Genomic DNA, 11,986 nt, shown 5'->3' on the forward strand with positions numbered 1-11,986 from the left:
CTCGGGCCTGGGCGACCGGGTGAGGTACAGCCGCGCGCCGCCCCGGGCCGCCGTCGGTGCGAGCGCGACCGGCGGCGGGATCACTTCCGTGCGAGGATCGCCCGCGCGCAGGCGATGTCTTGCTGGATCTGCGCCGACAGCTCCGGCGCCGAGGGGAACGCCCGCTCGTCGCGCAGTCGGCTGACGACCTCGAGGGTGAGGGCGTGTCCGTACAGCTCACCCGGGGTGGGCGAATCGAACATGTGCGCCTCGATGCAGCGGCCGCCGGGCGCGCCCTCGCCGGTCGCGCCGGCGAAGGTCGGGCGGGTGCCGATGTTCGCCACCGCGGGACGCGCGCCCTCCTCGCCCCGCAGGCGGGCTCTGACGGCGTAAACGCCATCGGGCGGCAGCAGCTTGCTCTGCTCGACGCACAGGTTGGCGGTCGGGGTACCGATCGCGCGCCCCCGTTGGCGCCCCCGCACCACCACTCCGCCGATGGTGTAGCAGTGGCCGAGCAGCGACGTTGCGCGCTCGATGTTGCCCGCGGAAATGAGCTGGCGCACGGCGGTGCTGGAGACGGTCATGCCGTCCACGGTGACGCGCTCGACCGCCGCCGCGCAGAAGCCAAGCCGGCGCCCGAGTTCGGTCAGCGTGTGGATGTTCCCCCGAGCGCCGCGGCCGAAGACGAACCCCTCGCCGGCGATGACGCAGCGCGCCCCCAACCGCTCGAGCAGCACCCGGTGCACGAACTCCTCCGGTGTCTGGGCGGCGAAGCTGTGGTCAAAACGCGCGACGATCAGCATGTTGATTCCGCTGTCGGCGATGAGCGCCGCGCGCTCGGCAATGGTGGTCAACAGCCGGGGCGCCTGCCGCGGCCGCAGCACCTGCTGCGGATGGGGGTCGAACGTCAGCGCCGCCGCCTGCGCGCCTAAACCCGCCGCCCGCGTGACGGCCTCGCGCAGCACCGCCTGGTGCCCGAGGTGAACGCCGTCGAAAACCCCGACGGCAACCGCCGCGGCCGGCGGCTCCAGTCGCTCGATATCCCTTACTACTTCCATGGCCGTTCATCCACGGAGTTCGATGAGGAAACCGCGCCCGGTGCGCGCCGCGTTTCCCTTGGTCCGCGGAGCAAACCGTTCACTCCGCGACGACGATGCGCGGCCGGAGTTGGGCCCCTTGCGCCGCGGCGAGGCCGATGAATGCGCCCGCCGGATCGTAAATGCGCACCAACTCGGCAGTGCCGCCGCAGTCCGACGGAGCCGCGACCTCGCCCCCGCAGCGCGCCCGCTCCGCCTGCGCCCGCGCCAGCGTCACCGCCGGCAACGCCCCCAACGGCGCATCGAGCGGTCGCAGGAGCTCGCCCAGGCGGCGCTCCTCGATCGCGTCCTGCGTCTGTTCGAGGGTCGCGCTGTCGGCGATCTCGAAGTCGCCCGCGCGGGTGCGTACGAGAAACGACAGGTGCGCCCCGCAGCCGACCGCGGCGCCGATATCCGCCGCCAAGGCGCGGATATATGTTCCCTTGGTGCATTCCACCGCTATCCGCGCACGCGCATGGCGCCCGGGCGCGAAATCGAGCAGCCGCGCCGACATGATGCGCACCTTGCGTGTTCGGCGCGGCGGCGTGCGTCCCTGTCGCGCCAGCTCGTAGTGCCGGGCGCCGTCGGCGTGCACGGCCGAATAGGCCGGAGCGACCTGCTCGATTTCACCCTCGAAGGTCGCGAGCGCCCGCGCGACTTGCGCCTCCGCCAGGGCCGAGGCGTCGCCATGGCTCAGCACCCGGCCCTCGGCGTCAAGCGTATCGGTGGTCACGCCGAAGGTGATCTCTCCGATGTAGGCCTTGTCGCCCTCCATCGCAAAGCGGCTGAAGCGCCGCGCGCGACCGACACACAACACCAGCACCCCGGCGGCGGCGCGGTCGAGGGTGCCCGCGTGGCCGACGGCAGTGCCCACGCGACGGCGCAGCCAGGCAACGGCGTCGTGAGACGTCATGCCGGGCGGCTTGAGGAGATTGAGGAATCCGTCGGCAGGCACCACGTTCTCTCCGCGGTCGCGCGTGCGACGACCGCACTCGCCACTGCGGCGGCGGCCGTCATGCGAGCTCGCCGCGGGCGATGGTCTCGACTTGCATCCGCGCCCGCGCGCGCAGCCGGCAGGGCTCCGGGGCAGCTCCGGCGCGAAGGCTCGCCGCGGCGCGCGCCCGCCTGCCCCTTCCCTACCCCCCGCCCAGGTATGACAGCCACAGCGCGCGGTAGTAGCGCATGACTCGCTCCGGATCGGGGCTCTCGCTGATCTCCGCCAGGCAGAACCCCTGGTACCCTGAATCACGCAGCAGCCCCAGCAGCTCCCGCGACGGATACTCATCCAGGTACAGGTCGCGCATGTGCACCAGGCGGATGCGCTCGCGCACCAGGTCGAAACCGGCGCGCACCGAGCCCTCGACCAGGTCGGCCTGATTGCAGTTCCAGCACACGAAGACGTTATCGTGATCGGCGGCGTCCATGATGGCGCGGATGTTGGGCACCAGGGAGGTCTCGGGGCCGTGCACCTCCAGGCGCACCTCGACGCCGTAGTCGCGCGCGTATTCCCCGCACTCGCGCAGCGCCTTGCCGATCTGCTCCAGCGTCTGTTCTCGGGGGACGCCCCGCTCCACGTTGAGCCCGTTGGGGCGGACCTTGACCCCGGGGGCCCCGACATCGGCGGCGAGCTTGACGTACTCCTTGGTGCCTTCGATATTGCGGCGCACCTCGGCGGGCTCCACCGCGTGGTACTCGAAGGTGCTGCCGAGTCCCACCAGCTCGACCGGCGAGTCCGTAAACTGCTGCCGCACCTGCTTGCGCTCGGCGGGGCTGAGGCCGACCTCGACCCCGTGGGCATGTCCGGTGCGCAGCTCGACGCCCTGCATGCCGGCAGCGGCGCAGCGCGCAATGATGGTGGGCAGGTCCCAGTCGTGAGCGAGGTTATAGGTAACGATCCCGACCTTCATGGTGGTCCTCCAGGCGACACGCGCTGGGGGTGGCGTGGTCGAGCGGGACTTCAGGCGGACTTCGCGAGCGGGATCACTACCGCTCCCGGCTCAGGCGCCACCCCGGCTGGGCAGACCTTCGCTCCACAGCACGTAAACTCCTGTCGAGTCGAGCGCGCTCACGCGCAGCTCGCGCACCACGCCACCGGTGGGGCCGGGGGACAGCGCGAGGTAGGCCAGCCAGTGCCCATCCGGGGACCAGGCGCAAGCCTCGACCCCCTTGTCAACCGGGCGGCGATCACCACCGGCAAGCGGAATCACGTCCAGCGAACCGGGCCGCCCCGACAGCACCGCGGCCATGCGTCCGTCCGGCGACAGCTCCCCGCGTGGCAGCTCGCGCCGAGCGCCGCTGCGCAGGTCCGCCATCTCAGGCGTGCCGCCAACGTAGGTGAGGTAGTCGGGGCCCACGAACCGGGGATCGCGGACATCACCGCGAGCTTCGGGGGTAACGGCGGTAAGTTTGCGCGTCCGGAAGTCGAGCCAATACACCTGCCGCGGCGAGGAGGCGGTGGCCCGCCCGCAAAACGCAAGCCGCGAGCCGTCCGGCGACCACGCCGGCGCGTTGGCCTCGAACATGGCGGTCACGCGGCTAAGCTGGGAGCCGTCCCATCCGACTACCCAGATGTCGGAGCGCTGGGCGTCGCGCTGGGAGACGAAGGCGATCCATCGGCCGTCGGGGGAGCAGGTGGCGTTACCGTCCCACGCCGGGTGGGGGGCAAGGGGACTGGCTCCTTTTCCATCGGCGCTGGCGGCATAGATCTCGGGGGCCTGACGCGGGGGACAGGACTCCACGAGTACCCACTTGCTGTCCGGGCTCCAGCCGGCAACGCGGCCGGGCTCGGCGATCCGGATATCTCCGGTGCTGCCGGCATGGTACACGTAGGTGGCGTCGCGGTCGCTCCAGGCCACCCGCATGCCGTCGGGGGAGCAGCGACCCCGCGCCGGGACCGAGGTCAGTCGCACCACCCCGCCCTGCACCATGTTGACCGAGTAGAGACCCGAGTCACACCAGAATGCCAGTGATCGCCCCGACTGCGACCATTCCAGACCGGCGCCACCAGGATGGGCGGGGCCGCCGGCGCCGAGCAAGAGCACCGGCGTGGCAAGCGCTGCCATCGCCACGCGGCGACAGATGGCTCTGACCAACGGGATAGACATCTCCATATCCGCGGTGGCGACGGCACGACACCGCGCCCCGAGGGAGCGCCGGCTCCAGCGAGCCGACCCCTCTCTGTATATTCCGCACCTGCGCCCCAATCTGCCAGGGATGAGCCGCATTCCCGCCGGCGCGGGCCCGGCGCGGTGCGAAACCTTGTGCGGGCGCTTCCCACGACTGCAAGCGGGCGGCCGTGAGGTCCCTGCGTGATGGTCGCTCGCCTGTTGATGGCCAGTGTTGATGCCGTTTGCCTTGACAACCGCCGCGGCGCATGCTACATTCCAGCGACGGGGGCAAACAACACCCACAGGGGGTACGCAATGCGCAAGCTCGAACGCCGATGCGCCTGGTTGGCGGTGGTCACGGTGGCGGTGATGCTGTTCACGATGGCGGCAGCGTGTGCGGCGCCGATCCAGTCGAAGATGACGACCGAGCCCAAGGGCGAGCGCGCGCAGGTCGCAGCGCGCGCCGAGGCCGCGCTGGACGCGGCGGGCGTGACCGCAAAGCTCAAGGGCTTCGGCCTCACCGAGCAGCAGGTGCAGCAGCGCCTGTCGCAGCTCAGCGCCGACGAATTGCAGCAGATCGCGACCGGCGCCGAGGCGCTGGCGGTTGGCGGCGCGCAGGAGCCGACGCTCAGCACCACCACCTGGCTGCTGATCATCGTCATCGTCCTGCTGCTGGGGCACTAGCTTCCATTCGAACGACGAAGCGCGCGCGGCGAGTCACACGACTCGCCGCGCGCCGGTTGACGGCATGAGACCCCTGCCAACAGCGCTGGCGGCGGCCGCGATCGCGGTTGCCGTGGTTTTGCCGGTGCGCGCTCAGCCCTCCGCCCACACCATCGCCGACGTCCCCTTCGTCAAGCAGGAGCCGCGGTGGTGCGGGCCGGCGGCGCTGGAGAGCGTGCTGCGCTACCACGGTCTGCAGGTCACGCAGCGGGAGATCGCGGACGAGATCGCTCTGCCCGACGGGCGCGTGCTCAACCTTGACCTCAAGCTCTACGCGCGCCGCCGGGGGCTGCGGGCGGAGTCTGCCCGCGGCAGCTGCGACCGCCTGCGGCTATGGATCGCGCGCGACGTGCCGGTCATCTGCCAGGTGCGGGTGGGCGCTCCGGGCGCGCGCCGGAATCACTTCGTCGTCGCCTACGGCTACGACGAGCGCAGATCGTGCTTCATCGCCCACACCGGCGAACGCGCTGCGCAGGAGATCCCTTACCTCGATTTCGCGCGCATCTGGGGCGACGGCGACAACTGGATGCTGGTCATCCGCCCGCGCCCACCACGGCCGTCGCCGGCGCACGAGCCCGCCGGATGACGAGCCTGCGCGCGGCGCTGGCGCTGCTGGCGGTGGTGCTCGTCGGCTGCCGCAGTGACGTGCGAGAGGTGCGGCTCGACCTGACCCAGGCGGCGCGTCTGCTGCGCGCCTACGGGTCGGCGGCCAGCGCGCGAGCGAGCGGCCCCGCGCCCCCCGAGGTCGCACGCCTCTCGCCCGAACGCCTCAACGATCTCGGCGTCATGCTGGAGCGCCGCGGCATGTTGGAGCGCGCGCAAGAGCACTACCGGCTGGCGGTCGAGCACAAGCCCGGCTTCGCCCGCGCCTGGGTCAACCTCGGCAACGTCGCGCGCGAGCAGGGCCGCGCCGAGGAGGCGCTGGCACACTACCGCCGCGCCATACGGGAGGACCCGGAGCTCTTCGAGGCGATCAACAACTTCGCCGACCTGTGCGCCGACACGGGCCGCTGCGTGGAGCAGGCGCTCGCCCTCCTGACCGCCGCCCTGGAGAAGCATCCCGCCGAGGAGAGCGCGGGCCGCGACACGCTGGGCAGGTTGCTGCTGCGCAGCGGGCGACCCGCGGAAGCGGCGCAGGCCTTTCGCGCCGCGCTCGGACGGGGGGACCCGCGCGAGCGGGCGTTTATGGCCGAGGTCTTGCAGCACTTGGCGCAGGCCTATCGAGCGCTGGGGGACCAAGATGCGGCGCGCAGCGCGGAGCTGCGAGCGGCGGCGCTGGAGCAATCGGTAAAGGCGCACCGCCCCGCCCCCGCGCCCGCACCCTCGCCCTAACGCGGCCGGCGCCGAGGCGACCCGCCGCTACCCGTCTCCATACGGGGACAGGTACTGCTTCCAGTGGGGGTTCTTGAGGGCGGCGAGGAACTTGGTGTAGCTGATGTAGGGAATGAACTTGGGCCGGCGCGGTTTGCGCACCAGCTTCATGCCCGCCTGGTGGGGGGTGTGGTTGCCCTTGAGGCTGTTGCACTTGGTGCAGCAGCATACCAAGTTGTCCCAATCGGTGTGGCCGCCTTGGTCCTTGGGGATGACGTGGTCGAGGGTCAGCGCCACCTTCCGGGCGCCGCAGTACTGGCAGGCGTGACCGTCGCGCGCGAAGATGCTCTTGCGCGTGACGTGGAGCCGCGGCAGCGGCCGCCGTACGTAGTGATGCAGCCGCACTACCGTCGGCATCGGCAGCATCACGCGCTCCGAATGGTATTGCTTGGAGTCGGTCTCGACCGTCTCCGCCTTGCCCAGGAACAGCAGGTTTATGGCGCGCCGAACATTGGCGATATTCAGCGGCTGGTAGTTGTTGTTCAGTACCAGAACTTCGTCCGCATGGTTGTGCATGGCTCGACCCGACCCGGCGAATAAGAAAGCCCGCTCGAGAATCCACCGAGCGGGCCGTGCGTGATGGCTAGCAGTTCCCCTTGAAGGCGAAATAGGAATCCCATACCAGCACTTGCCGCAGCCGCTCGCGGCTCATGCTCACGGCCCCCGACCCGACGTCAACTGGCGTCACGTGCGACCTCCGGCAGCAGCCCTCTTGAAGAAGATATTACCCGACGAAACTCCCCTTGTCAACCCTCACCCGCCGCGCGCCGGCGTACGAGGGGAAGCAGCACCCCCACAGCACCCGCTCTTGCTTGACGGAGGGCCGTGGTTGTTGGACAATCCTCGAGAAGTCGGATCCATCGTGTCCCGAGTTGGCACTCCGGGATGCCGTGATGTGGGCCGAGAACAGACTGCTGGAAATCAAGCAGGCCTTCGAGGAGACATACCAGACGTACCCTTGGCGCACGGACCGGAGCTAGTCGAGTGCCCGACCGAGCGCGCAGGCACCATTCCCGCACCCCCAATGACCTGCATGGCTGGCATCGCAGATCAACGTGACAGTTTCCGCGCCCGTTTCCCTGCCAGGCGGATATTCGACGAGGTTGCGACTATCCGGGCAGTCTCTACCGCAGCAGCCGGATGAACTCGTCGTCGCCGAGCTCGGCGGTGCGCAGGAGGTCATGCAGCAAACCGCGACCAACGGGATTGTGGAGTGGAACGGAAAGCGAGACGAGTGAACCGGCTTTGGTCAAGACGACGTGGCTGCCCCGCTGTCTGGCGCGTTTCTATCCAGCGCATTCCAAGGCTCGTACCACGCGATCCCCACTGACCTGCGGCAGCCTGGTCACGAAGCGGCGACCTCGAGTTCTCGCAGCGGCACGGTGAGCGGCAGGCCCTGCTCCTTGCGCGCCTCCAGACACAGCTCGATGGCCTCGCGCAGGTTCTCCAGGGCATCCTGCTCGGTCAAGCCCTCGCTCATGCAGCCGGGAATCTCGGGGCACGCCGCGATGTACCCGCCGTCTATCTCGTCCGGTCGAATGGCTACGTGCAGTTTCATGCGCACCTTCCGCAACGATTCTACCATACCCCTCGCCGCTGGTAAACAGGGAGTACCGACCGGGATGCGCCCGGCTTGCGAGTCACACTTCTACGCGGCGCACGACTCGCTTCCCCGCCAGCCGCACGTAGGGCGGCAGCGGCCCGCCGATGAGCGGCCGCGCGTAGTCGAGGAAGGCGGCGGTGACATCATTCCCGCGCTGGTTGATGAACTCCCGCGGCACCACCTTCTCGGCGTTGGCAACCTCCTCCAGCGGCGCCAGGCCGGTGGTCACGCGATATGGCGAGTTCGATTCGCGCACCAGCGTGATCATCTGCCCGCTCATCCCCTCGACCGCGGCCATCACCGCCTGCTCCCCCACCCGGTAGGCCTCCTCCTCATCCACCGCCGAGGCGGCAAGGGCCGACATGCGCTGGACGGTGCCGGGCTTGTCGAAGCGCGCCTTGAGGCCGAGGTTGGCGGCGATGGCGTCGCACAGGAAATCAGCCACTCCGCCGAGCTGTTTGTGGCCGAAGCTGTCGGTGTCCACCGCGCGCGCGGAGGCGACCAGGGTCTCCCCTTTTTCGTCCTTCAGGCCCTCGCACACCGCGACCACGCAGTACCCCAGGCGGTCGAACGTCGCCTTGACGTCCTGCAGGAACCACTCCCGGTTCAAGGGGCGCTCGGGCAGGTAGATGAGATGCGGGGCGTCGTCGGGGCCCTCCCTGGCGAGGGCGGTGGAGGCGGTGATCCAGCCGGTGTTGCGCCCCATGGTCTCGATCAGCTTGACGTTGTCCACCACGCCGATGGCCTCGGTGTCGCGGCCGGCGTCGCGGGTGGCGATGGCGTTGAAGCGCGCGACGCTGCCGTAGCCCGGGCAGTGGTCGGTGAAGGCGAGGTCGTTGTCCACCGTCTTGGGCACGGCGATGGCGCGCAGCTCGTAGCCGGACGCGTGGGCGAGCCGGGCGACGTGGTGGCAGGTGTCGGCGGAGTCGTTGCCGCCGTTGTAGATGAAATAGCGAACTTGGTGCGCCTGCAAGACCTTGAGGATGCGCTCGTAGTCGGCGGCCTTGAGCTTGGTGCGGCAGGCGCCGAGGGCGGCGCTGGGGGTGCGGCGCAGGCCCTCGATGGTCTCGGACTTCTCGGCGCGCAGGTCAATGAGGTCTTCCTTGAGCACGCCCTCGATGCCGTGCACCATGCCGTAGATGCCCTGGATGGCCGGGGACTTCAAGGCCGCCTGGATGACTCCGGCGAGGCTGCTGTTGATGACCGCCGTCGGCCCCCCCGACTGGCCGACGATGAGATTGCCTTTGAGTTGGGGCATGATGGTTGCCTCCTCCGTTGCGTCTTTACGCCCGCCGGCGCGGTCATCAAACGGTGTCGCCATCACACGCGTGGTAGGGTATTGTATGATTATCGGATTGTGGCATAATGTACAGGTGCAGGCGTGCGCGGGAACTCTCTCAGGTCGTTCGCAAGGACGGCAGCCCTAAGCGGGTGGGATCCTGAGACCCGGAGCCTGCATTCTTTCCATCACGAGCGGTATGTTCCGACCCATTCGAATGCCGCTTCGCCCTTCAGCACGTCGTCCACCTCGCGCGGCCAGAACTTGAGGCCGTACCCCAAGTATCGCCCTTCCCGATGGTACACCACAGGCTTCGGCATCCTCGCGTAGCGGTCTTCCGTGAAGCCGTGTTGTGTACGTTGAACCGCGTAGTAGAAGCTGCTCGCTACCGCGTCGGCGATCTCGGCCACGTAGGGCAGGCGCTGCTCGTGTTTCAGGTCCCGAAAGTGAAGCGGCTTCTTGTCCGGCTTGCCCAGTTGCCTCCGCGCCCGGTCCACTAACTTGACTACCTGGAGGTCTCTCGCTTTGCGCGTGACCACCGCTGCCAGCACAAACCAGTCGGAGCTTCCCCGGCCGAACGAAAAGCCTTCGTCGCCGGATTCGTCAACATAGACGACGAACGTGTGGTTCATGCCGCGGTCCTACCCCAGCCACTTGGTGAGGGCGTCGAGGTCCTGATCGCGCTTGCTCATGAGCAGCTCGACCGCCTGCTCCGCGGGAGTCTGCTCGTGCACGATGTCGTTGATCGCGAGCGCCACCGCCAGCGGATCGTCGGGCCCGGGGTAGGTAACGTTGCGGCCGACGAGCGCGCCGCGGATGCTGGCGCCGGCGCGAATGCCCGTCGCGAACTCCTGCAGCGTCCCCGTGGGGTCGCCGCGCGACTCCCCGCCGAGCATGAGGATGGGGCAGGTGGCGGAGCGGGCGACGCGCTCGAACTCGTCGCAGTAGGGGATCTTGAGCCAGGTCAGGCGCGAGGTCTCGCCCAAGGCGGTGGCGACGCCGACCGCCTTGACCAGGGCGTCGGCGTTCTTCTGGATCTTCCACTTGCCGTCCTCGTTTTGGACCAGCAGCGCCTCGATGAAGATGGGGATTCCCAGCGCCACGCACGCGTTGACCGCGTTCGCGGTGTAGTCGAGGCAGAGGTTGGAGTTGGGATCATCGAGGGCGAGGCGGAACATGACCTTGGCGCCGTCGAGGTTGAGGGCGGCGATGCTCTCGGCGCTGAAGCAGGTGTAGCGGTCATCCAGCTCCCACGCGCTGCCCGCCAGCCCGGAGCGGTTCATCGAGCCCAGGATGACGCGCTCGTCGAGGAAGCTGGGGCCGCCCTGCTCCTGCACCAGGTAGTCCACGATCAGCAGGTCCTCGATGATGTCGGTGGTGCCCATGACGCCGTCCACGCCGGGGCTGGCCACCACGCGCAGCACGCGCCCCAGGTACTCCTGGCGGTTGGCCATGCGCACCGGCTCGTCGCCGTAGCTGTTGACCATGCGCGCGGGGTGGTCGGCGGCGAGGATGGTGAGCTTGCCGTCAATCGTCAGCGACAGCCGCCGCTTGCGCGCCCGCGCCGCCGCCAGGATGACGTCGGGGCGCTCCACCCGCACCTCGGTGATCTCGTCGAAGATGTCGCGCGGGAAGAACTTCTCGTAATCGAACTGGTAGCCCTTGACGCTGTATGCCATGTTATACCTCCGAACGCGGTTGGCAGGCGAGACGCCTGCCCTACCATGTCTTGTGCATCCGCGTTGATCCGCGGCTACTTCTTCTGCTTCAGCACTTCGCGCGCGGCGGCGACGATGGCGCCGGCGCAGCAGCCGAACGCCTCCAGCAGTTCCTCCGGCTCGCCCGATTCGCCGAAGCGGTCTTGAATGCCCACCAGGCGCATCGGCACCGGGCACTCGGCCGCCGCTACCTCCGCCACCGCGCTGCCGAAGCCGCCCATCACCTGGTGCTCCTCGGCGGTGACGATGGCGCCGGTCTCGGCCGCGGCCCGGGCGATGGCGGCGCGGTCAATCGGCTTGACCGTGTGCAGGTTGATGACGCGCGCGCTGACCTGGTCCTCCTGCTGGAGGGTCTCGGCGGCCTTGAGCGCCTCGCTCACCATGTAGCCGCAGGCGATGATGCTGAGGTCGTCGCCGGGGCGGAAGGTCTCGGCCCGGCCCAGGGTGAACGGGGTCTGCTCCTCGGTGATGACGGGGATGGGCTCGCGCCCGAAACGGACGTACGCCGGGCCGTGCATGGCGCCGATGGCGACGGTCGCCTTGCGCGTTTCCAGCGCGTCGCACGGCACCACCACCGTCATATTGGGCAGGCAGCGCATGAGGGCGATGTCCTCCAGCGCCTGGTGGGTGGCGCCGTCGGGACCGACCGAGATGCCGCCGTGGGCGCCGCCGAGCTTGACGTTGAGGTTGGCATAGCAGACGGTGGTGCGCACCTGGTCCCACGCGCGGCCGCTGACGAACACGCCGTAGGTGCAGACGAAGGGCACCTTGCCGGCCAGGCTCAGCCCGGCCGCGATGTTGACCATGTTGGCCTCGGCGATGCCGGTGCTGAAGAAGCGCCCGGGGAACTTCTCCTGGAACCAGTTGGCGCGGGTGGAGGCCGTCAGATCGGCCCCCAGCACCACCACTCGCTCGTCCGCCTGCCCCAGGTCCACCAGCCCCAAGCCGTAGCCGTCTCGCGAAGGTTTCATCTCCGGCATGTCAAATCGCTCCCCTATCCGTCCGCCTTTTCGAGCTGCTCCGCACTGGGGCGCATCTCCAGCTCCCGCAGCGCCAGCGCCAACTGCTCGTCATTGGGCGGGATGCCGTGCCATTCCGCCTTGTTCTCCATGAAGCTGATGCCCTTGCCC

The 11,986-nt window shown here is 69.1% G+C and carries 15 protein-coding genes; 3 read left to right on the forward strand and 12 right to left on the reverse strand.

The window, feature by feature from the left end:
• Nucleotides 1-80 precede the first annotated feature (80 nt).
• From VM221_03095 to VM221_03110, 4 genes are all read right to left on the reverse strand, one after another.
• Complete coding sequence (locus tag VM221_03095; GenBank protein HUT73807.1) at nucleotides 81-1,037, reverse strand: bifunctional riboflavin kinase/FAD synthetase; 957 nt, start codon at nucleotides 1,035-1,037, stop codon at nucleotides 81-83.
• A 79-nt stretch (nucleotides 1,038-1,116) separates the two neighbouring features.
• Complete coding sequence (gene truB / locus VM221_03100; GenBank protein ID HUT73808.1) at nucleotides 1,117-2,010, reverse strand: tRNA pseudouridine(55) synthase TruB; 894 nt, start codon at nucleotides 2,008-2,010, stop codon at nucleotides 1,117-1,119.
• A gap of 181 nt (nucleotides 2,011-2,191) precedes the next feature.
• On the reverse strand, nucleotides 2,192-2,962 hold the full coding sequence (locus tag VM221_03105; GenBank protein ID HUT73809.1) for a sugar phosphate isomerase/epimerase family protein: 771 nt from the start codon (nucleotides 2,960-2,962) through the stop codon (nucleotides 2,192-2,194).
• 90 nt (nucleotides 2,963-3,052) lie between these two features.
• The gene (locus VM221_03110) at nucleotides 3,053-4,159 is read right to left on the reverse strand and encodes a hypothetical protein (GenBank protein HUT73810.1); all 1,107 of its coding nucleotides are present in this window, start codon (nucleotides 4,157-4,159) and stop codon (nucleotides 3,053-3,055) included.
• Nucleotides 4,160-4,477: 318 nt separating this feature from the next.
• Here VM221_03110 and VM221_03115 point away from each other — a divergent pair, with 318 nt between their 5' ends.
• The 3 genes from VM221_03115 (at nucleotide 4,478) to VM221_03125 (ending at nucleotide 6,217) form a co-directional block, all read left to right on the forward strand.
• Nucleotides 4,478-4,846, forward strand: a complete 369-nt coding sequence (locus VM221_03115; protein HUT73811.1) for a PA2779 family protein — start codon at nucleotides 4,478-4,480, stop codon at nucleotides 4,844-4,846.
• A 64-nt stretch (nucleotides 4,847-4,910) separates the two neighbouring features.
• Nucleotides 4,911-5,471 carry a C39 family peptidase gene (locus VM221_03120; protein HUT73812.1) on the forward strand — a complete coding sequence of 187 codons (561 nt, stop codon included), beginning with the start codon at nucleotides 4,911-4,913 and terminating at the stop codon, nucleotides 5,469-5,471.
• The gene (locus VM221_03125; protein HUT73813.1) at nucleotides 5,468-6,217 is read left to right on the forward strand and encodes a tetratricopeptide repeat protein; all 750 of its coding nucleotides are present in this window, start codon (nucleotides 5,468-5,470) and stop codon (nucleotides 6,215-6,217) included. The genes VM221_03120 and VM221_03125 overlap by 4 nt, the downstream gene beginning before the upstream one ends.
• Nucleotides 6,218-6,244: 27 nt before the next feature.
• Here VM221_03125 and VM221_03130 read toward each other — a convergent pair whose 3' ends face one another.
• From VM221_03130 to VM221_03165, 8 genes are all read right to left on the reverse strand, one after another.
• Nucleotides 6,245-6,772, reverse strand: coding sequence for an HNH endonuclease (locus VM221_03130; GenBank protein HUT73814.1), 528 nt, complete (start codon nucleotides 6,770-6,772; stop codon nucleotides 6,245-6,247).
• A gap of 608 nt (nucleotides 6,773-7,380) precedes the next feature.
• Entirely contained in the window at nucleotides 7,381-7,509 is a 129-nt protein-coding gene (locus VM221_03135) for a hypothetical protein (GenBank protein ID HUT73815.1), read from the reverse strand.
• 92 nt (nucleotides 7,510-7,601) lie between these two features.
• Entirely contained in the window at nucleotides 7,602-7,814 is a 213-nt protein-coding gene (locus VM221_03140) for a type II toxin-antitoxin system HicB family antitoxin (protein HUT73816.1), read from the reverse strand.
• A gap of 82 nt (nucleotides 7,815-7,896) precedes the next feature.
• Complete coding sequence (locus VM221_03145) at nucleotides 7,897-9,117, reverse strand: 6-phosphofructokinase (GenBank protein ID HUT73817.1); 1,221 nt, start codon at nucleotides 9,115-9,117, stop codon at nucleotides 7,897-7,899.
• A gap of 209 nt (nucleotides 9,118-9,326) precedes the next feature.
• Nucleotides 9,327-9,770: a DUF3800 domain-containing protein gene (locus tag VM221_03150; GenBank protein HUT73818.1), complete on the reverse strand. Its 444-nt coding sequence runs from the start codon at nucleotides 9,768-9,770 to the stop codon at nucleotides 9,327-9,329.
• A gap of 9 nt (nucleotides 9,771-9,779) precedes the next feature.
• The gene (locus VM221_03155; protein ID HUT73819.1) at nucleotides 9,780-10,817 is read right to left on the reverse strand and encodes a deoxyribose-phosphate aldolase; all 1,038 of its coding nucleotides are present in this window, start codon (nucleotides 10,815-10,817) and stop codon (nucleotides 9,780-9,782) included.
• A gap of 74 nt (nucleotides 10,818-10,891) precedes the next feature.
• On the reverse strand, nucleotides 10,892-11,836 hold the full coding sequence (locus tag VM221_03160; protein HUT73820.1) for a transketolase C-terminal domain-containing protein: 945 nt from the start codon (nucleotides 11,834-11,836) through the stop codon (nucleotides 10,892-10,894).
• Nucleotides 11,837-11,850: 14 nt separating this feature from the next.
• Nucleotides 11,851-11,986: transketolase (locus tag VM221_03165; GenBank protein HUT73821.1), on the reverse strand; the 136-nt coding region annotated here is incomplete at its 5' end.

It is taken from the genome of Armatimonadota bacterium, assembly GCA_035527535.1.
GTDB lineage: Bacteria > Armatimonadota > Hebobacteria.